Origin of the sequence: Collinsella aerofaciens ATCC 25986, from assembly GCF_964239575.1 — a bacterium.
GTDB lineage: Bacteria > Actinomycetota > Coriobacteriia > Coriobacteriales > Coriobacteriaceae > Collinsella > Collinsella aerofaciens_BQ.
The window spans coordinates 1-20651 of record NZ_CAXSQQ010000004.1 but is presented as its reverse complement, the minus strand read 5'-3'; the positions used below and the strand labels follow the sequence as shown (position 1 = coordinate 20651).

13 protein-coding genes and 1 tRNA gene are annotated in these 20651 nt (G+C 62.3%); 10 read left to right on the top strand and 4 right to left on the bottom strand.

The genetic code is table 11. From position 1 onward, the window contains the following. Positions 1–204 precede the first annotated feature (204 nt). The 8 genes from ACESUZ_RS03535 to ACESUZ_RS03500 all read left to right on the top strand — a co-directional run bounded on the left by ACESUZ_RS03535 (position 205) and on the right by ACESUZ_RS03500 (position 12397). Entirely contained in the window at positions 205–1107 is a 903-nt protein-coding gene (locus tag ACESUZ_RS03535; RefSeq protein ID WP_199409459.1) for an FAD binding domain-containing protein, read from the top strand. Then, positions 1107–3938 carry a molybdopterin-dependent oxidoreductase gene (locus ACESUZ_RS03530; RefSeq protein WP_373198500.1) on the top strand — a complete coding sequence of 944 codons (2832 nt, stop codon included), beginning with the start codon at positions 1107–1109 and terminating at the stop codon, positions 3936–3938. The genes ACESUZ_RS03535 and ACESUZ_RS03530 overlap by 1 nt, the downstream gene beginning before the upstream one ends. 140 nt (positions 3939–4078) lie before the next feature. Then, a tRNA-Leu gene (locus ACESUZ_RS03525) sits at positions 4079–4162 on the top strand. 88 nt (positions 4163–4250) lie between these two features. Beyond that, the gene (gene tig, locus ACESUZ_RS03520; protein WP_270225965.1) at positions 4251–5552 is read left to right on the top strand and encodes a trigger factor; all 1302 of its coding nucleotides are present in this window, start codon (positions 4251–4253) and stop codon (positions 5550–5552) included. A 163-nt stretch (positions 5553–5715) separates the two neighbouring features. After that, complete coding sequence (locus tag ACESUZ_RS03515) at positions 5716–6336, top strand: ATP-dependent Clp protease proteolytic subunit (RefSeq protein WP_022095182.1); 621 nt, start codon at positions 5716–5718, stop codon at positions 6334–6336. A gap of 1 nt (position 6337) precedes the next feature. Beyond that, positions 6338–7744, top strand: coding sequence for an ATP-dependent Clp protease ATP-binding subunit ClpX (gene clpX / locus ACESUZ_RS03510; protein WP_373198497.1), 1407 nt, complete (start codon positions 6338–6340; stop codon positions 7742–7744). A 338-nt stretch (positions 7745–8082) separates the two neighbouring features. Next, on the top strand, positions 8083–10779 hold the full coding sequence (locus tag ACESUZ_RS03505; RefSeq protein WP_373198496.1) for a valine--tRNA ligase: 2697 nt from the start codon (positions 8083–8085) through the stop codon (positions 10777–10779). Between the two features lie 274 nt (positions 10780–11053). Then, positions 11054–12397 (top strand): bifunctional folylpolyglutamate synthase/dihydrofolate synthase, encoded by a 1344-nt coding sequence (locus ACESUZ_RS03500; protein WP_373198493.1) that lies wholly within the window; start codon positions 11054–11056, stop codon positions 12395–12397. 105 nt (positions 12398–12502) lie between these two features. Here ACESUZ_RS03500 and ACESUZ_RS03495 read toward each other — a convergent pair whose 3' ends face one another. The 4 genes from ACESUZ_RS03495 to ACESUZ_RS03480 all read right to left on the bottom strand — a co-directional run bounded on the left by ACESUZ_RS03495 (position 12503) and on the right by ACESUZ_RS03480 (position 17101). After that, a complete protein-coding gene (locus ACESUZ_RS03495; protein ID WP_373198490.1) occupies positions 12503–13591 on the bottom strand; it encodes a M24 family metallopeptidase in 1089 nt (362 codons plus the stop codon). Positions 13592–13818: 227 nt separating this feature from the next. Further along, positions 13819–14229: a DUF1667 domain-containing protein gene (locus tag ACESUZ_RS03490; protein ID WP_373198488.1), complete on the bottom strand. Its 411-nt coding sequence runs from the start codon at positions 14227–14229 to the stop codon at positions 13819–13821. Between the two features lie 3 nt (positions 14230–14232). Then, positions 14233–15618, bottom strand: a complete 1386-nt coding sequence (locus ACESUZ_RS03485; RefSeq protein ID WP_373198486.1) for an NAD(P)/FAD-dependent oxidoreductase — start codon at positions 15616–15618, stop codon at positions 14233–14235. Between the two features lies 1 nt (position 15619). Beyond that, positions 15620–17101, bottom strand: a complete 1482-nt coding sequence (locus ACESUZ_RS03480; protein ID WP_373198484.1) for an NAD(P)/FAD-dependent oxidoreductase — start codon at positions 17099–17101, stop codon at positions 15620–15622. 887 nt (positions 17102–17988) lie between these two features. Here ACESUZ_RS03480 and ACESUZ_RS03475 point away from each other — a divergent pair. Both ACESUZ_RS03475 and thrS read left to right on the top strand, forming a co-directional pair. Continuing rightward, positions 17989–18420: a double zinc ribbon domain-containing protein gene (locus ACESUZ_RS03475; RefSeq protein WP_055251579.1), complete on the top strand. Its 432-nt coding sequence runs from the start codon at positions 17989–17991 to the stop codon at positions 18418–18420. 238 nt (positions 18421–18658) lie between these two features. Then, on the top strand, positions 18659–20422 hold the full coding sequence (thrS, locus tag ACESUZ_RS03470; RefSeq protein ID WP_373198482.1) for a threonine--tRNA ligase: 1764 nt from the start codon (positions 18659–18661) through the stop codon (positions 20420–20422). The last annotated feature ends 229 nt before the right edge of the window (positions 20423–20651 follow it).

Here is a 20651-nt window from a genome sequence, read left to right as displayed (position 1 = left end):
ATTCCGGCTGGGAGCCTTTTCTATCCCGGAGGACTCCTCATATCTTGCGGTGAAATACGGACTGTTTAGCGCCCCAGAACGGCTAATCAGTCCGTATATCACCGCAAGTTATGGATGGGTGGGTGGATTTTGTCCTAAAACGGTGTGCGGCTCCTCGTTTGGTAAACTTAAAAGTACTGGACAAGTGAAGAGATGGGGGAGAACGTGCTCAAGTTCGGTACCTACGTCCGTGTTGGAAACGCGGCCGAAGCCTATGAGCTCTTGCAGAAGAACCGCAACAACAAGATTGTGGGCGGCGGCATCTGGATGCGCCTGGGTTCGCGTCGCGTGGCGACGGCGATTGACCTTTCGGCCTGCGGACTCGATCAGATCGAGGAGACCGAGACCGAGTTTCGCATCGGTGCCATGTGCACCCTGCGCCAGCTCGAGCGTCATGCCGGGCTCAACGCGCTTGTCAACCATGTCTTTGAGTTCGCCGTCCACGACATCGTGGGCGTGCAGCTGCGCAATACCGCCACGGTGGGCGGCAGCATCTACGGCCGCTTTGGCTTCTCGGACGTTCTCTCCGCCTTCCTCGCGCTCGATTCTTACGTTGAGCTGACGGGCGCCGGCCGCGTGCCGCTCGCGGAGTTCGTTGACATGGGCTACGTGCGCGACGTTATTGAGCATGTCGTGGTCGTCAAGCACGATTACCGTGCGAGCTACGAGGCCGTGCGCAAGGCCGCGACCGACTTTCCCTCGCTGAACGTTACCGCCGCCTGGTGGGACGGCTCCTGGCATGTCACCGTGGGTGCCCGCCCGCTGCGCGCGACCCTGCTGCAGGGCGAGGCGTGCGGCCTGGTGAATGAGCGTCCTTGCGAAAACGAGCTGCGTGCCCTGGCCGCGTCCGTACGCGCGCTGAGCTACGGCACCAACCTGTGGGGCTCGGCCGACTACCGCCGCCGCATCTCGGCCCCGCTGGCGATTCAGGCCGTGCGCCGCGCCGCCGGTATCGAGCTTTCGGCCGCGCTTGCCCGCGAGCTCGAGACCGTGCAGGTGCCTAAATTTGCCACGGACGAGTATTCCTGCCGCCGCGTGCCCGGCGTCGATTCTAGCGAGGTGCGCTAATGGCTGCCAAACTCATCGATCTTTCCTTTACGCTCAACGGCCGTAAGGTCAAGGTTCAGATTGCCCCCGACACTATGCTCTTTGCGCTGCTGCGCGAGCAGGGCTGCGCGTCGGTGCGCTGCGCCTGCGAGACCACCAACTGCGGCCTGTGCACGGTGTGGCTCGATGGCGATCCGGTGCTGAGCTGCTCGGTTCCCGCCGCGCGCGTCGAGGGCCGCTCCATCACCACGCTCGAGGGCCTCAAGGCCGAGTCCGAGGCGCTTGCCCGTGCGATGGCTGCCGAAGGCGCCGAGCAGTGCGGTTTTTGCGCCCCTGGCCTTATCATGAACGTGCTGGCGCTTGCCCGCGCCGCCAAGGAGGACCCGAGTCTCGTCGCCACGCGTGAGGAGCTCTCGCGCCAGCTTGCCGGTAACCTCTGCCGCTGCAGCGGCTACGAGAGCCAGCTGCGCGCTATCGTGCGCTTCCTCAACGAGTCCGGCGTGCAGGTGGGCTTCGAGATGCCCGAGCTGCCCGTCAACGAGACGAGCTCCGACGGTGTCGCGTACAAGCAGATCACCCACAAGCAGCCCAAGAAGGACTCGAAGGCCCTGCTCGAGGGTCGTCCCGTCTACACCGGCGATATGGTGCCCGCCGGTGCGCTCATCGTCAAACTCAAGCGCAGCCCCTATGCCCGCGCCAAGATCCGCTCCATCGATACGTCGCGCGCACTGAAGGTGCCCGGCGTCGTGGGCGTCTACACCTACGAGGACGTGCCCAAGCGCCGCTTTACCATCGCCGGTCAGAGCTATCCGCAGCCGAGTCCCTACGACCGCCTGATTCTTGAGAACCTCGTCCGTTACCAAAACGAGGAGGTGGCGATCGTCGCCGCCGAGACTGAGGAGGCCGCCGACAAGGCGCTCAAGCTCATCAAGGTCGACTACGAGGTGCTTGAGCCCCTGCTCGACTTTACCAAGGCACTCGATAACGACATCGTGGTTCACCCCGAGGGCGACGTGACCTTTATGTTTCCGCAGGGCGGCGACGTCCCGCGCAACTTGGTATGCAGCGGCACGAGCGACTTTGGCGACTTGGACGAGGCCTTTGCCCAGAGCGACATCGTCTTCACCCGCACCTACACCAGCCAGGCCACGCAGACCGCGCCCATGGAAACTTTCCGAGCCTTCGCGACGACCGACGCGTTCGGGCGTATCTCGGTGACCACCTCCACGCAGGTGCCCTTCCACGTGCGCCGCATGGTCGCGCAGTCGCTCGATATTCCGCAGTCGCAGGTGCAGGTAATTAAGCCGCGTATCGGCGGCGGCTTTGGGTCCAAGCAGACGGGCTGCTGCGAGATCTTCGTGGCGTTCGTGACGCAGCAGACCGGCCGTCCGAGCTACTGCTGCTACTCCCGTGAGGAGACCATCACCGCGGGCAACTCGCGACATCAGATGCAGATGACCGTCAAGTTGGGCGCCATGAACGACGGCACCATCACGGCCATCGACCTGCACACGCTGTCCAACGCCGGCGCCTATGGCGAGCATGCCACCACGACGATCGGCCTCTCGGGCCACAAGAGCCTGCCCATCTACAACCACGTGAAGGCGAGCCGCTTTAGCTGGGATTCCGTCTACACCAACACCAACCGCGGCGGCGCGTATCGTGGCTACGGTGCCACCCAGGGCCAGTTTGCCGTGGAGAGCGCCGTCAACGAGCTCGCCGACATGCTGCACATGGACCCCGCCGACCTGCGCCTTAAGAACATCGTGCGCGAGGGCGAGGTCATGCCGCAGTACTACAACGAGAAGCTCAACGCCTGCGCGCTCGACCGCTGCCTGCTGCGCGCGATGGACATGATCGGCTGGCGCGACAAGCCGCTGGCCGTGGACCTGGGCGACCGCGTGCGAGCCCTGGGCTGCGCGCTCACCATGCAGGGCTCGGGCATCTCCAACGTGGACATCGCCGGCATCGACATGCGCCTGGAAGAGGACGGCTTCATTACCATCGGCACCGGTGCCACCGATAACGGCATGGGCGTCGACACAATCCTGGCGCAGATTGCCGCCGAGGAGCTGGGCGTGGAGAGCTCGCTGATCGTGGTGCGCGGCGTGGACACCGATGTGTCGCCGTTCGATGCCGGCTCGTACGCGAGCTCGGGCACGTACGTGACGGGCCTGGCAGCCAAGAACGCCGCGACCGAGCTGCGCGAGAAGATCTGCGCCAAGGCCGCCCAGATGTGGGACGTGGACGCCGCCGACGTGGTCTTCGATGGCCAGTACGTGCGCCTGTCCGACGAACGTGCCGCGCGCGAGCAGAACCGCTACCTCACGCTGCGCGACTTTGCCAACCTGTGCGTAAAGAACATCGCGGGCGGCGACGCGCTCACCTCGCATGCCTCTGCCTGCCTGCCCGTTTCGCCCCCGCCGTTTATGGCCGGCATTGCCGAGGTTGAGGTCGACAAGGCCACCGGCAAGGTGACCGTGGTGGACTACGTGGCGGCTGTGGACTGCGGCACCGTTATCAACGAGGCGCTCGCGCGCGTCCAGGCCGAGGGCGGCATTGCCCAGGGTATCGGTCACGCGCTCTACGAGATCGTCGAGCACGATGAGCGCGGCCGTCTGCGCACCGGCAACTTCATGAGCTACAAGCTGCCCACGCGCCTGGATATCGGTAGCATTCGCGTGGCCTTTGAGCCGAGCTACGAGCCGACGGGTCCGTTTGGTGCCAAGTCGATCGGCGAGGTCGTCATCAACACGCCACTCGCCGCCGTTGCCTCGGCCGTGGCACACGCCACCGGACATCAGGTTCGCTCACTGCCCATCACGCCCGAGAAAGCGCTGCTGGGGGAGTAGTGGATCAGCGAGCAAGTCGTAATTGGCGGGGCGGGGTAACTCGCCCCGCCTTTTGTACTCGTGGTGAGGTCGTGAGCCTGTAAAAGGTGTGCGTGCGCTTGTCGTTCGTATCTGCTATCATTCCTAGTCTGTGCGCTCATGCGGGCGTGGCGGAATTGGTAGACGCGCCAGATTTAGGTTCTGGTGGGATTCCCGTGAAGGTTCGAGTCCTTTCGCCCGCACCATCGCACCTGCGTCGGCCCTGGCCGTCGCGACACTTTGTTGCATAAAGGTACCAGCACCTCAGATAAGCTGGGCAGTATGAGGAGGAACGTGTTGAACATCACCGCTTCTGACGTCAAGGACGCCAAGCTCACCGCTACGGTCACCATCCCGGCCGCCGACGTCGACGCCGCGATCAAGAAGGCCTACAAGGACACCGCCAAGAAGTACCGCTTCCCGGGCTTCCGCGCCGGTAAGGCCCCCCGTCCGGTCATCGACTCCGCACTTGGCGCCGAGGCTACCCTCGCTCAGGCCACCAACGACCTGATCGCCGCCAACGAGCCCGCCGTCCTCAACGAGCTGGACATCGTCCCCACCAAGAACGGTGACTACAAGGAGCTCGACCTCGCCAAGGATCACGAGGACTACACCTACACCGTCGAGTTCTCCCTGCGTCCCGCCGCTGAGCTCTCCTCCTTCGACGCTGTCGAGATCGAGATGCCCCCTGCGGAGGTCACCGAGTCCGAGATCAACAACCAGGTCGAGATGCTCCTCAACTACCGTGCCACCTTCGAGGACGTCGAGGGCCGCGCTGTTGAGGCCGAGGACTACGTTACCGTCGACCTCAAGGCCGTCGAGAACGCCGACAACTTTGCCGCCGAGGGCCGCATGCTCATCGCCGGTAGCGACAGCAACCCCAAGGAGTTCAACGAGGCCCTGATCGGCGCTAACGTTGACGACGTCAAGACCGTCACCTGGACCGACGAGGTCGAGGAGGGCGAGGAGGCCGAGACCCACACCGTCGAGGTCACCGTCAAGGGCATCAAGGTCCGCAACACCCCCGAGCTCACCGACGAGCTCGTCAAGTCCGACTTCGGCTTCGACAGCATCGACGCTATGCGCGACGCCATCAAGATCGAGATCGAGCAGGACAAGGCTTCCCGCCTCCCGGCCGAGAAGGAGAACCGTTGCGTCTCCGCTCTCGCCGAGCGCCTGCAGCTCGACGAGATGGACGCCGACTACGAGCAGTCCGTCTTTGAGGAGCTTGGCCAGAACTTCCTGTCCAACCTCGCTGCCCGCGGCATGACCCTGGACACCTGGCTGCCCGCTTCCGGTCTGACCATGGAGCAGTTCATCGGCGACCTGCACAAGCAGGCCAACGACGTTGCCCGTGAGTCCCTGGCTCTGGACGCCCTCGCCCGCGAGCTCAAGATTGAGGTTACCGAGGACGACGTCAACGCCGAGTTCGAGAAGGCTGGCGTCAAGGACGTCGAGGCTTCCAAGGCCGAGTTCATCGCCGATGGCCGCATGCCTGCCGTCCGCGAGTCCATCCGTCGCTCCAAGGCCGTCGACCACCTGGTCGAGAACGCCAAGGTGACCGAGGTCGACGAGACCGCCAAGGACGCCGAGTAATTCTCGCCACCTTGCCCGCGAGCGCATGCGTGCGCCCGTGATGGGGTAAAGTTATACACCGGTTATCCGGTTGCTTCGTACGGTGCCAGCCAATGCATAGCATGCGGGCACCGTACGTTTATCTAGAACCAATTTGGTCCGCAAGAGAGAAATGGAGATGCGTATGATCGCCAAGTTCGATTCCGCCCTCGTGCCATACGTTATCGAGCAGACGCCGCGCGGCGAGCGCAGCTACGATATCTATTCGCGCCTGCTCAACGACCGCATCATCTTCTTGGGCGAGGAGATCAACTCCGTCAGCGCCAACCTGGTCGTTGCCCAGCTGCTGCATCTTGAGAGCCAGGATGCCGAGAAGGATATCTCGCTCTACATCAATTCGCCCGGTGGCGAGGTCTACTCCGGCCTGGCGATTCTTGACACTATGAACTTCATCAAGCCGCAGGTCTCGACCATTTGCGTCGGTATGGCCGCGTCTATGGCCGCCGTGCTGCTTTCGGCTGGCGCCAAGGGCAAGCGCTTCTGCCTGCCGCACTCCAAGGTTATGATTCACCAGCCCAGTGGCGGTGCCCAGGGTCAGCAGACCGAGATTGAGATCGTTGCCGAGGAGATTAAGAAGACTCGCCGCGAGCTCAACCAGATCTTGTCCGACGCCTCGGGCCAGCCCATCGAGAAGGTCCAGGCCGACACCGAGCGCGACAACTACCTGACCGCTGCCGAGGCCCTCGACTACGGTCTGATCGACCGTATCGTCACCTCGCGCGATCTCGCCGCGAAGGACGCCTAGGATGGCAGGTAACATGCAGGACAACTTTGACGAGAACGGCAACCCCATCCGCTGCTCCTTTTGCGGAAAAGAGCAGGGCCAGGTCCGTCGTCTCGTAAAGGGCCCGACCAACATCTTTATCTGTGACGAGTGCGTCGCCGCCTGCTCCGAGATCCTTGAGGAGTCGCTGGCTTCGGACTTTATGGACGCCGCCCGCAACGGTAAGCTGCCGGGCTTCCTCAACGACCATGGTCAGGCTGCCGGGCAGCCCGCCGTGGACCCCGAGGCCGAGGGCTTTGAGCTCGAGGACGACCGCCAGGTCATCACGCACGTGCCGACGCCGCACGAGATCTATGACGAGCTTTCGGCCTATGTTATGGGTCAGGAGGACGCCAAGCGTGCCATGTCGGTTGCCGTGTACAACCACTATCGCCGCGTGATCGAGGGCGGCGCTGCGGTGTCTGCCTTTGACGACGACATGGACTCGCAGCTCGACGATGATATGGACGAGGTGGAGCTCGCCAAGTCCAATATTTTGCTGCTCGGTCCCACCGGTACCGGTAAGACCCTGCTTGCCCAGACGCTCGCGCGCATTCTCGAGGTGCCGTTTGCCATCGCCGACGCCACAGCGCTCACCGAGGCCGGCTACGTGGGCGAGGACGTGGAGAACATCCTGCTTAAGCTCATCAATGCCGCCGACGGCGATATCGAGCGCGCGCAGGTTGGCATTATCTACGTGGACGAGATCGACAAGATCGCCCGCAAGGCCGAGAACCTCTCCATTACCCGCGACGTTTCGGGCGAGGGCGTTCAGCAGGCGCTGCTTAAGATCCTTGAGGGCACGGTGGCAAGCGTTCCGCCCACCGGCGGCCGCAAGCATCCCCAGCAGGAGCTGCTGCAGATCGACACGACCAACATCCTGTTTATCTGCGGTGGTGCCTTTGTGGGTCTGGACAAGATCATCGCCGATCGCGTGGGCAACAAGGGCGTGGGCTTTAACTCCGAGATTGCCGGCCCCACCTCGGTCGACGAGAACGACCTGCTGCGCCAGGTGCTCCCGCAGGACCTCAACGCCTTTGGCATGATCCCCGAGTTTGTGGGACGTACGCCCGTCGTCACCCAGACGCAGGCGCTCGACGAGGATGACCTGGTGTCGATCCTGACCGAACCCAAGAACGCCGTGGTGCGCCAGTACCGTAAGATGTTCCAGCTCGAGGATGTTGAGCTTGAGTTTGAGGACGCGGCCCTGCACGAGATCGCCCGCATGGCGCTCGCCCGCAAGACCGGCGCCCGCGGCCTGCGCTCCATCTGCGAGGACGTGCTGCAGCAGACGATGTTCGACCTCCCCAGCGAGGAAGGCGTTGCCAAGGTCGTTGTGACCGAAGCCTCCGTAAAGGGCGAAGAACAGCCCCAACGCATCTACGGTTAAATAGCTTGAATCCAGGCCCCGCGGCAACCACCGCGGGGCCTGCCATTTAGGGACAGGTTTATTTTGGTCGGTTTTATATGGGCAAATGCCGTTTCCCCTGATAAAACCTACCAAAATAAACCTGTCCCTTTTCGGCAGGTATGCCTGTGCTATTCTGTGAGATTGTCAAGTTAGTACCTTCAGACTGAAGTAATCGATACCTAAGGCGTGTCCGCCTGCTTGGTTTTCGTAGATTCCGCACGAGCCGAAGAGCACTAAATGTGCTCTTCGTGCGAGCCCAGGACCTGACCGAGCGAAAACCAAGCAGGCGGACACGCCGGCGGGCAAGGGAGAGATATATGGAAGAAATGCCCAAGAACTACGATCCGTCGACCAACGAGCCGGCGATCCTGCAGAAGTGGCTCGACGGCGGCTACTACAAGCGCCGTGAGGGCGTGGGCGACTGCACCGTCACCATTCCGCCTCCCAACGTGACCGGCAAGCTCCACATGGGCCACGCTACCGACGACTCCATCCAGGACGCCATCATCCGCATGGCCCGTATGCGCGGCAAGTCCACGCGCTGGGTGCTCGGCACCGACCACGCCGGTATCGCCACGCAGACTAAGGTCGACAAGAAGCTCAAGAGTGAGGGCATCAGCCGCCTGGAGATCGGTCGCGACAAGTTTGTCGACGCCTGCTGGGATTGGACCCACGAGTACGGCGGCATCATCGTTGAGCAGATCAAGCGCATGGGCTGCTCCGTCGACTTCGACAACGAGCGCTTCACCATGGACGAGGACTACGCCCAGGCCGTGCGCAAGGTCTTCTGCGACTGGTACCACGACGGTCTGATCTACCGCGGCAAGCGCATCGTCAACTGGTGCCCCAACTGCACCACCGCCATCTCGGACGACGAGGCCGAGTACAAGGACGAGAAGGGCCACCTGTGGCACCTGCGCTACCCGCTGACCGAGCCGGTTAACGGCCAGGACTACATCGTCGTTGCCACCACGCGACCCGAGACCATGCTCGGTGACACGGGCGTCGCCGTCTCCCCGAAGGATCCCGAGAAGGCCGCCTTTGTGGGCAAGACCGTTAAGCTCCCCATCGTCGACCGCGAGATCCCCATCTTTGAGGATTGGCACGTCGACGCCAACTTTGGCTCCGGCTTCGTTAAGGTTACGCCTGCTCACGACCCCAACGATTACGCCATGGGTCAGGCCCACGACCTGCCGCAGATCAACATCTTCGACGAGCACGCGGTGGTCGTCGAGGGCTACGGCGAGTTCACCGGCATGAACCGCGACGAGTCCCGCGAGGCCGTCATCAAGTGGTTCGAGGAGCATGACCTGCTCGATCACGTCGAGGAGCACGATCACTCCGTCATGCACTGCTACCGTTGCGATGCCGCCCTGGAGCCGTGGCTGTCCGAGCAGTGGTTCGTGGCCGTCGACAAGCTCAAGGGGCCGGCGCTTGACGCCGTCAACTCCGGCAAGGTCACCTTCCACCCCGCGCGCTGGACGCAGACCTACACCACCTGGATGGAAAACCTCAAGGACTGGTGCATCTCGCGCCAGCTGTGGTGGGGCCACCGCATCCCCGTGTTCTACTGCGAGGACTGCGGCTGGGAGGACGCCCTTACCGAGGACACCGACGTGTGCCCTAAGTGCGGCGGCCATCACGTGCATCAGGACGAGAACGTGCTGGACACCTGGTTCAGCTCGCAGCTGTGGACCTTCGCCACGCAGGGCTGGCCGCAAAAGCCGGAGCTGCTCGAGGGTCATCACCCCACGACGGCGCTCGTCACCGCGCGCGACATCATCGCGCTGTGGGTCGCCCGCATGGTCATGAGCTCGCTGTACTTCCTGGACGAGGTGCCGTTTAAGGACGTCGTCATCTACCCGACGATTCTTGCCAAGGACGGAAGCCGTATGTCCAAGTCCAAGGGCAACGGCGTTGACCCCATGGACCTCATTGGCATGTACGGCGCCGACGCCATGCGCTACAACCTGCTCACGCTGTGCACCAACAACCAGGACGTCAAGTTCGACGCGAACATCGACAAGAAGACTAAGAAGCTTATCGACAGTCCGCGTACCGAGCAGGCCAAGTCGTTTGTGACCAAGATCTGGAACGCCAGCCGCTTCCTGCTCATGAACATGGAGGGCTACACGCCCGGCGAGCCCGTCGTGGAAACGCCGGCAGACGCTTGGATGTTCAGCCGCTTGGCCAAGGCCGTGAAGATGGTCACCGAGGGTATTGAGAACTACACCTTTGGCGATATGGCCCGCGGTGTGCAGCAGTTCTTCTGGAACGAGGTCTGCGACTGGTACGTCGAGGTCACCAAGGCCCGCCTGAAGGGCGAGGGCCGTCTACAGGCGCAGCGCAACCTGATCTTTGTGCTCGACACCTCCATTCGCCTGATGCACCCGCTTATGCCGTTTGTCACCGAGGAGATCTGGGACAACATGCCGGCGAGCGTGCTCGATCTGGACGCCGAGGGCAACGTGGACCGCGCCGAGGCGCTCATGATCGCGAAGTGGCCCGAGCCCGCCGACTACGCCAAGTATGTTGACGAGGACGCCGAGCGCGCGTTTGAGCTGTGCCGCGCCGTCGTGTCTGCCGCCCGCGCCACGCGTTCGCGTTATCGCTTGAGCCCCAAGGCCGAGCTCGACGTGGTCGTGCGCGCCGGTGCCGAGGATATCGAGAAGCTCGAGAGTCTGCGCTCGACCATCGAGCCGCTGGCCAACACCGCTTCGCTGGTCATGGGTACCGACGTCGAGAAGCCGGCCGCGAGCATCGCCGTGGTTGATAGCGGCGTCGAGGTCTTTGTGGTGCTCGAGGGCAAGGTTGATCTTTCGGCCGAGAAGGCGCGCCTGGAGAAGGAGATTGCCGCGGCCCAGAAGGAGCTCGCCGGCTGCGAGAAGACGCTCGCGAACGAGGGCTTTGTGGCCAAGGCCGCGCCCGCGGTGGTCCAGAAGAAGAGGGACCGTGCAGCTGAGCTCAAGGAGATCCTGGCGGCGCTGACTGCTCAGGTTGCTGACTTCTCGTAGGCGGTACTGGGGGACGCGGTTTGGGGCTTTGCTCGCTACTGCGAACAGTCCTGCTCGCACGAAGGCCACATTAAGTGGCCTTCGGCTCGTGCGGAACTTGTATCGAGTAAAGCCCCAAACCGCTCCCACAGCGGTTACGGGGGCGTCCGCTGCCTGGTAGGGCCACTTGGTTGTGGCCTTGATCTCGCTGCAAAGCGGTGTTTGGCTGATATTTTGAATGGGAGGGGCTCGTTGTTGATTCGGGCCTCTTTTTATGTTGAGGGGACTTTGGGTTATGGCTAAGCGTTCTGGGTCGTATGTCGTTCCTTTCTCGTTTGAGTTGCTTTCGTTTGATGAGGCTGTTGGGCTGGCTGCTGATACGGGGCGGATTTCTGGGGATGCTGGGCCTCTGCTCGAGACGGTTGTCGATATGCTCGATGAGCTGGGGCGTCCGGACGAGTATTTCGATTGCATTCAGGTTGCCGGCACCAATGGCAAGACTTCGACTACGCGTTTTTCGGCTGCCATTCTTCGTGGTGAGGGGCTCAAGACCGCGCTGTATACATCGCCGCAGCTGGTGCGCTATCCCGAGCGCATGGAGGTTGACGGGCGCGTTGTGAGCGACGAGGCGTTTGCCCGTGGCGTTTCGGCAGCTGTCGAGGCGGGGCGCCGCGTGAATGCGCACCGTGTGGCGGCGGGGGAGCGCGCTTATACCATCACGCCGTTTGACCTGTTGACGGCTGCCGCACTTGTTGTATTTGCTGAGGCCGCGGTGGATGTTGCCGTGCTCGAGGTTGGCATGGGCGGGCGTTGGGACGCTACGAGTGCGACCGATCCCGTCGCCGTTGCCATTACGGGCATTGGGCTCGATCACACACGTATTTTGGGCGATACGCTCGAGGCCATTGCGGGGGAGAAGGCTGCGGTTATTAAGCCTGGGCGCCTGGTTGTTTTGGGCGAGGGCACGCATGAGGCAAGTGTTCAGCGCGTGATGGATGCACGTTGTCGCGAGTGCGGCATTGTGCCGCTCGTAGTGAACCATGCCACGACCAAGGTGCCGGCGCATGTGGGCGACACGGTTGAGTTTAGCTGCACCACGCCGCGTGCAACCTATACGTCGAGCATGGTCAAGCCGGCCTATCAGCCGCAGAATGCCGCGTGCGCGATTATGCTTTGCGAGGGGTATTTGGGTCGCGAACTCGATCATGACAAGCTCGATGCGTCGCTTATGGGCTGCCCCACGCCGGGCCGATTTGATGTGCTGGGCACCGATCCGCTCAAGCTGATCGACGCCTGCCATAACCCTCAGAGCTGCGAAAACTTTGTGAGCGCGCTGGACGAGATAGATCCGTGCGTCGAGAATCGCCCCACGCTGCTGTGTGCCGCGCTGGCCGATAAGGACGTGGCGGGTATCGTTGACGTTCTGGTTCCGGCATTCCCCCGCGTGGTCGTGACCCAGACCGATTCCGATCGCGCCCTGCCGTCAGAGGAGCTTGCTGCCCTCGTGGACGCCAACAAGCTCGCGGGCGTGTACCCCAGCGTATCCGAGGCCCTTGCAGCTTTCGAGGCCGCGGGGGAGCCCTTCGTAGCAGCCGGCACCATCACCCTAGCCGGCGAAGTAGCCGGTCTGCTGCGCTAACCCATCCCCTCATCAGTTGCGGTGAAATAGTTCCTGTTTTTGGGTTCTAGCAGCCCATCCAGGAACTATTCCACCGCAACTTAGTTTGGGGGCTTGGGGACCAGGCTAGTCTAGGCGGAATGGGTCGTGAGGGTAGGCGTTGAGAATCTCGACGCCCTTCTCGGTCACCAGGGCCAAGTCCTCGATGCGGACGCCGGTGCGGCCGGGGAGGTAGATGCCCGGCTCGATGGAGAACGTCATGCCCGGCTCTACGACCTGCTCGTTGACGAGTGAGACGTCGCCCGGCTCGTGGTCTTGCAGACCGATCGAGTGTCCCAGGCGGTGCGTAAAGTACTGCCCATAGCCCGCATCCTCAATCACGTCGCGCGCGGCGCGGTCCAGGTCGCACATACGAACGCCCGGCGCGATAAGCGCTTCGGCGGCCTCGTTGGCACGGCGCACGATGTCGTAGATGCGTGCCGTCTCCTCGTCCGGCTCGCCCCAAAAGAACGTGCGCGTCATGTCCGAGCAATAGTTGCGGCGACGTCCACCAATGTCGAACAGCACCACGTCGCCACGCTTGAGTACCGTATCGTCGGGCTCGTGGTGCGGGTCGCCGGCGTTGGCGCCAAAGCTCACGATGGGTGGAAAGCTAAAGCCCTCGCAGCCGTTCTTGCGGTACAGACCGAGCATCTGATCGGCAATTTCGCGCTCCGTTACACCTTCGTGGACGAGCTTGATCGCGTCGGCCATCACGGCGTCGTTGGCGGCCGAAGATGCACGCATGAGTTCCTGCTCGGCGGCATCCTTGTAGGTGCGCGCGGCGGTGACGGCAAAGTCGCCCAGGAAAAACTCGCTTGCGGCGTGGCGCTCCATGAGCGGCATCAAAAAGCCGGAGCGCATGACGGTATCGATGCCGAGCAGTTTGGTCGGATCGATCTCACTCGCGATGGCGTCGGTCACGACGTCGGTATCGGTGTGGTAGGCAACGCGGGCATTGTCGTACTCGGGCAGCTGATGCAGCGCGTTGACCAAGATCACGGGCTCGCTACCGCGCGCGAGCAGCACACCGCAAAAACGCTCGAACATATCGGCATAAAAACCGGTCAGATAGTAAATCGACCACGGGTCGTTTACGAGCAGCTGTGCGCCGGGGTGCTGAGCCTCGAGCGCATCTAGCACGCGCGCCACACGCTGGTCATCGACATGTGCCATACATCGTCCTTTCGCTAGGGTGCCACCATGGTATCCCAAGCCCGGCACATAGGGACGTTCCTTTTATGCCGGCACCTTGGGACACTCCTTTGCATCCCATGCGGCCCTCATAAGCTGCGGTGAAATACGGACTGTTTAGCGGCCTGAAGCCATAAAACGGTCCGTATTTCACCGCAACTGCGGAGGAGGACCGGGTGGATGGTGGAGTAGCTAAAAGTGCCCCGTCTTTAATTAGCTACTTGGGCTCGGTCGATGTCCATGCTGGCGATCAGGTTGATGTTGGTGTTGAGGAGGTTGGGGAGCACGACGTCGCCCATGCGGATGGGGGCGTTGACGACTAAGCCGCGGATGAGGTCCATGGTTTGGGCGTGGAGTTCTAGCGGGATTGCCTCGACCGTGCGCACGGGGAGCAGAGCTTCGTTGCCGCCGGATACAGCCACGGTCGTCGTGAGCACGCGCATGGGGCAGGTGAGCTCCTGATGCGCGAACTTATCGCCGCGCGGGCAGTTGTTGCCGGTTACGGAGCGCACTTCTACCACGGCGCCGTCTGCGTCACGCTCTACCTCTACGTTCAGAAGACACTCGGATGGGCAGGTGGTGCAGTTGAACTGCAGCGTCTCGGTCGCGTTCGTGCTCATGAGCTATGCCTCCTCAATGGGATCGACAGACAGAATAATCTCTCTAGCACCTAGGTCGAGTGCGCGCTGAATCACCTTCGCCGGCAGAGGGAAGCTTTCCATGACGCTCGGTTTAAACGCGCGGACCTTACCGGCGAGCAGTTCTTCGCCTTCGGCCAAGATCCTCACGCGGGCGGCATCGACTGGACGGCGCACGCGGAAGTTCAGCTTGGTGAGCGCCACGGCCGTAATGCGTCCCGGCAGTGCGTATCCCGCAACGCCGGCTGGGGAGACGGTGAGCTCCCAGTCCGGAACGGTGCCCGCGCCGGTCCCCAGCGCGTACGCCGCCGCAGCTGCGCCAGCCCTCTCGGACTCGGTCGTCACATTGTCCGCCAGGTCGTGCACGTGCAGCACATTGCCGCAGGCAAAGATGCCCGGCACGCCCGTCTGAAGGCTCTGGTCCACCACAGCGCCGCGCGTGCGTGGGTCAAGCTCAACGCCCGCGCCCACCGAAAGCTCGTTTTCGGGAATCAGGCCCACCGAAAGTAGAAGCGTGTCGCACGGAACGATGCGCTCCGTCCCGGCAATGGGCGCCAGATGCTCGTCGACCTGGCTCACCTCGACGCCCTCAACGCGGTCGTGTCCGATCACGCGCGTCACGGTGGTGGACAGGTGCAGCGGAATGCCAAAGTCCTCCAGGCAGTTCTTCACATTGCGGCGCAGGCCGTTGGCGTACGGCATGAGTTCGTACACGCCCTCGACCGAAATCCCCTCGAGCGTGCAGCGGCGCGCCATGATCAGCCCGATGTCGCCCGAGCCCAAAATGACGGCGCGCGAGCCGGGCTTGAGGTTTTCGATATTGATGTATCGCTGCGCTAGGCCCGCCGTAAATACGCCGGCGGGGCGGCTGCCGGGGATCTTAATCTCGCTGCGCGTGCGCTCGCGGCATCCCATGGCAAGGACGACCGCGCGTCCGGTGAGCTGAAGCATGCCGGCGCGGCTCATGAGCGTGACGGTATGGACTGCGGTGGCTCCCGAGGCCTCGTCCACGCCCGACGCGCTCGCGCCAGCGCCCTCGCCCGAATCAATCCCAATCACCATGCTGCCCAAGAACAGCGCAATGTCGGTTGCGCGCACCTGGTCGATAAAGCGCTGCGCGTACTCGGGACCGGTGAGCTCCTGCTTAAAGTGTGAAAGGCCAAAACCGGGGTGGATGCACTGGCGGAGGATTCCTCCTAGATGCTGCTCGCGCTCCACGATGGCCACGTGGGCGCCGGCCTTATGTGCGGCAAGCGCAGCCGCCATGCCAGCAGGTCCGCCGCCGATGACGACCACGTCGAAGGCCTTCGTCGACACCGACGCTACGGCTCCGGCTTCCGCGCGTCCGTCGCGCATATCCAACGTCGCCATCCTAGCGCACCCCCTTCAGCGGTCCCTCGACCAACCAAGATCCGGCATCCTCCAACAACACCTCGCTGGGGTCGCAGCCCAGTTCTCGCGCCAGGATCGCTACCACGCGGCTCTGGCAAAAGCCGCTCTGGCACCGACCCATGCCGGCACGACAGCGGCGCTTGACGCCCTCGACCGAAACCGCGCCCGGACGGCGTCGGATCGCGGCTACGATCTCGGCCTCGGGCACCGTCTCGCAGCGGCAGACGATTTGCCCCCACGCGGGGTCTGACTTAATGAGCTCTTCCTTGCGCGCAAGCGGGGCGCGGTCAAAGTCGTCTGGCGCGCGGCGGATGGGATCCCAATCGGCCCGTTCGCGCAAAGCAACGCCCGTCTCGCGCAGCACCTGTTCCATGCGCTCGGCAATGGCCGGCGCGCTTGCCACACCCGGCGACTGAATGCCCGCCGCCTGGAACAGCCCCGGCACCATGGTCGACTGCCCAATAAAAAAGTCGTTCGTCCCCTTTATGACCGGGCGTCCGCCGGCAAACGCGCGCACCACGCGGCGCGTGTCCAGATCGGGCACCAGCTTGCGCGCGCCGCTCAGCAGCACGTTGACGTCGCCCGCATAGGTCTGCGTGTCGCCGGGCTCGCGCTCGGCGGCCGTCGCGGTAATTACGGTGTTGCCGTGCACGGTTCCCGTCACAATGACGCCCTTGGAAATTGGCGTGGGCACTGGGTAGAGCGGCATGAGCGCGCGCGGCTCCTTGTCCAGCACCACAATGTTGCCCTGGCGCCAGACCATCTGGAACTCCTCGGCGCCCGCCATATGCGAGATGTCCGCGGCACCGTTGCCCGCGGCGTTGATCAGGTAACGGCAGCGCACATTACCGGCGGGCGTCACCAGCGTAAAGCGCGCGCGGCCCTTGCCGTCGGCGGCAGTGCCCCCGTCAGCGCCGCCGGCAACTTCAATGGCCTCCACCGGTGCGGAGCGCATAAACGTCACGCCGTTAGCAACCGCGTTCTCCAGCGCGGCGATGGCGACCTCAAATGGGTCGACGTAACCGGTCGAAGGGCACCACAACGCGCACGTCGCCTTAGCACTCGCGCGCGGCTCCAGCTCGTGGATGCGCTCGGGACTAATGATCGTCAGCTCGGGCACGCCGTTGGCGTGGCCATTGCTGCGCAGCTTCTCTAACTGCGCACGGTCCTCGTCGCTAAATCCCAGCACCATCGAACCGGTTCGGCAAAACAAAAAGCCCAGCTCCTGGGCCCAGGTGCCATACAACTCGCAGCCGCGGGCGTTGACCTGCGCCTTTACGGTGCCCGGTGCCGGATCGTAGCCGGCGTGCACCAGGCCGCCGTTGGCCTTCGAGGCGCCCAGGGCGATGTCGTTGGCCGCCTCGACCACGCAAATGGACAGGTCATAGCGCGCGAGCTGCCGCGCGATGGCGCACCCGGTGATGCCCGCGCCCACAATCGCGATATCAAACGTTTCCGTCACAGTGCCTCCCAGACGAGTTGACAGGCTGTCAATAGGACTATCCTACGGTCTGCACGCCCCCAGCGCAGCGGCAATGCGGCGAACAGCCCTGCAGCATCCGCCAACGGCAGGCGAGGGGAGACCCGACAACGTCGACAACCTCGTCTGCCACCTTTGGTGTCCGAGATTTGTCTCAATCTGTAACAGTAAGCAGAAGAACTGGGTTCCAGATGTTGCAGATCGAGACGTTTGCCAGACGGCCCCTCCGTTCGTCTTGATCTGTAACAGTTAGAGGGAATAATCGGTCCTAAGTGTTACAGAGTGAGATTTAAAGTCATGGAGAGATTCTTCTGTCTCGATCTGTAACATCTGGGGACCGTTTTGGGGTCTAGATGTTACAGATTTAGATGAACCTATCAGTCGGTTTCGAATGTCTTAATCTGTAACGGTAAGACCTGTATTTACCGAGTTGTTGTTACAGATTGAGATTTAAGTCGGGGAAAGAATAGTTTGTCTAAATCTGTAACATCTGGGACTGTTTTTGCCGAGTAACTGTTACGGATTGAGACATTCGGCCTGGACGTTTTCTTTTGTCTCAATCTGTAACAGTTAGCTGATGATTTGGGTTGTAGATGTTACAGATCGAGACAAACTTTCCGACGGATTTTGAATGTCTCGATCTGTAACAGTAAGAGGGGTTTTGGGGCCCAAGATGTTACAGACCGAGATCGAAGTCGGGGAGGGATCCCTGTGTCTCGATCTGTAACATCTAGACCCTTATTTGCCGAGTATCTGTTACAGATTGAGATGTTTGTGTCCGCACCAGCCCCGTATCCAGCCGTGGTCCCATATAAACAAACCCCGTGGTAAACTTGACCGGACTGTTAATATCCCGAAAGGTACCCGTAATGTCCAAGTACATCTCCGAGCTCATGTCGCCGCAGCTTATGGGCGTCGTCTATGCCTTCGTTGGCTTTATCATCGCCCTGTATGTGCTGTCGGTCGTCTATGTGTTCATCGACGCTCGCCGCCGCGGCGCCAGCGCCTACGTGGCATGGGGCATCATCGCCCTCATCCCGTTTGTAGGCCTCATTGCCTACCTGGTCCTGCGCCCGCACTCCTACGCGTCCGACCGCGAGGAGCAGGAGCTGGACATGGCCCTGCGCGAGCGCCAGCTTGCCCAGTACGGCACCTGCCCGCAGTGCGGCGCGCCCATCGAGAAGGACTTCGTCGTCTGCCCGGTGTGCGACACCCAGGTTCGCAATGTCTGCCCCAGCTGCCATCGCCCGCTCGATGCGCACTGGAAGGTCTGCCCCTACTGCCGAACTCGCATCCAGTAACGCATCCATCGCCGGGCCGGCCGCAAGCCACGGGCGCCGCGCACTACGCGCAAGCCGCACGCGCGCCCCGCAGCCCCGCCCCCGCACGATGAAGCATGCGTAGAAAATCGCCCGCCGTGCCATTAAGGTGCGGCGGGCGCTTGTATACCAAGGCAACCTGCCTATAATGATGCAAGTCAAAAACGCCGAGCGCATCGCACGCACTTGCATCAGGCATCCGAGAGGAGAAAACATACCCATGAAGGCACTCTACAATGACGGTTCGGTGGCCGAGCTCCCGCAGGACGAGGTCACGCACGTCATCCGCCACTCCGCCGCGCACATCATGGCGCAGGCCATCAAGCGCCTCTATCCCGAGGCCGACTTTGCCTACGGCCCCGCGACCGACAACGGCTTCTACTACGACGTCGACCTGCCCGAGGGCGTCAAGATCAGCGAGGACGACTTCCCCGCGATCGAGGCCGAGATGAAGAAGATCGTCAAGGAGAACCTCAAGTTTTCCGTGTACGAGAAGCCCCGCGCCGAGGCCATCGCCCTTATGGAGGAGCGCGGCGAGAAGTACAAGGTCGAGCACATCGGCGACCTGGACGACGACGCCCGCATCACCTTCTACCAGCAGGGCGACTACATCGACATGTGCGTCGGCCCCCATATCTGCTATACCAAGGCTCTGAAGGCCTTTAAGCTCACCGGTGTCTCGGGCGCCTACTGGAAGGGCGACAAGGACAACAAGATGCTCACCCGCATCAACGGTGTCGCCTTTGCCACCAAGGAAGAGCTCGACGAGCACATGCACATGCTGGAGGAGGCCAAGAAGCGCGACCACCGCAAGATCGGCCGCGAGATGGACCTCTTTATGATGCGCGACGAGGCCCCCGGCTTCCCGTTCTTCCTGCCCAACGGCATGATCCTTAAGAACACGCTGCTGGACTACTGGCGCGAGATCCACCACAAGGCCGGCTACGTGGAGATTTCCACGCCGCTCATCATGAACAAGCAGCTGTGGAAGACCTCGGGCCACTGGGACCACTACAAGGACAACATGTACTCCACCGTCATCGACGACGAAGAGTACTGCATTAAGCCCATGAACTGCCCGGGCGGCGTGCTGGTGTACGCCTCCAAGCCGCACTCCTATCGCGAGCTGCCCATTCGCGCCGGCGAGATTGGCCTGGTGCACCGCCACGAGCTGCGCGGCGCCCTGCACGGCCTGTTCCGCGTGCGCTGCTTTAACCAGGACGACGCCCATCTGTTTGTGCGTCCCGATCAGCTGACCGACGAGATCGTGGGTGTGGTCAACCTTATCGACTCCGTGTACCAGAAGTTTGGCTTTAAGTACCACGTTGAGCTTTCCACCCGCCCCGAGGACTCCATGGGCTCTGACGAGGACTGGGCACGCGCCGAGGAGGGCCTGCGCACCGCTCTGGAGCAGCTGCACATGGACTACGAGGTCAACGAGGGCGACGGCGCCTTCTACGGCCCCAAGATCGACTTCCACCTGGAGGACTCGCTCGGCCGTACCTGGCAGTGCGGCACCGTCCAGCTCGACTTCCAGATGCCGCTCAACTTTGACCTGGAGTATGTGGACGCCGACGGTACCAAGAAGCGTCCCATCATGCTGCATCGCGTGTGCTTTGGCTCCATCGAGCGCTTCATCGGTATTCTGATTGAACACTTTGCGGGCAAGTTCCCCACCTGGCTGGCTCCCGTGCAGGTCAAGGCCCTTCCGGTTTCCGAGAAGAGCCGCGACTACGCCCACGAGGTGTGCGCCAAGCTGGAGGATGCCGGCATTCGCGTGGTCTGCGACGACCGCGACGAGAAGATCGGCTACAAGATCCGCGAGGCCCGCAGCATCGACCGCGTGCCTTACATGCTCATCCTGGGCGAGAAGGAGGTCGAGGCCGGCAACATCTCCGTCCGCGATCGCTCTAACGAGACCGTTCAGATGGGTGTTGACGAGTTTGTTGCGAAGGTGCTCGAGGAGATCAAGACTCGCGCCTAAGGCAAGCTTCACAACAATTAACAAAGGCGACCGTCCACAAAGGGCGGTCGCCTTTTTTCTTACCAAAATAAGAAAAGCCGCTGGTTGAGCGGCTTTTTTTGTTGCACAAAAAGGTACAGGTTTTTGTAGAGGAGTATGGAGATGCACCTACTGGTTGATTTTCAATCTCAACGCAACAGCCTGAACGGACCCCGCGTTTCCGCAGCTAGCGCAACGCGGAAATAGCTCC

Bases quoted from the DNA above. Each gene is read 5' to 3' on its own strand.
- ACESUZ_RS03515 (WP_022095182.1), top strand. From the start codon at position 5,716: ATGATCGCCAAGTTCGATTCCGCCCTCGTGCCATACGTTATCGAGCAG.
- ACESUZ_RS03490 (WP_373198488.1), bottom strand. From the start codon at position 14,229: ATGAGCACGAACGCGACCGAGACGCTGCAGTTCAACTGCACCACCTGC.
- ACESUZ_RS03495 (WP_373198490.1), bottom strand. From the start codon at position 13,591: ATGGCACATGTCGATGACCAGCGTGTGGCGCGCGTGCTAGATGCGCTC.
- thrS (WP_373198482.1), top strand. From the start codon at position 18,659: ATGAAGGCACTCTACAATGACGGTTCGGTGGCCGAGCTCCCGCAGGAC.
- ACESUZ_RS03530 (WP_373198500.1), top strand. From the start codon at position 1,107: ATGGCTGCCAAACTCATCGATCTTTCCTTTACGCTCAACGGCCGTAAG.
- ACESUZ_RS03475 (WP_055251579.1), top strand. From the start codon at position 17,989: ATGTCCAAGTACATCTCCGAGCTCATGTCGCCGCAGCTTATGGGCGTC.
- ACESUZ_RS03500 (WP_373198493.1), top strand. From the start codon at position 11,054: ATGGCTAAGCGTTCTGGGTCGTATGTCGTTCCTTTCTCGTTTGAGTTG.
- ACESUZ_RS03485 (WP_373198486.1), bottom strand. From the start codon at position 15,618: ATGGCGACGTTGGATATGCGCGACGGACGCGCGGAAGCCGGAGCCGTA.
- clpX (WP_373198497.1), top strand. From the start codon at position 6,338: ATGGCAGGTAACATGCAGGACAACTTTGACGAGAACGGCAACCCCATC.
- ACESUZ_RS03505 (WP_373198496.1), top strand. From the start codon at position 8,083: ATGGAAGAAATGCCCAAGAACTACGATCCGTCGACCAACGAGCCGGCG.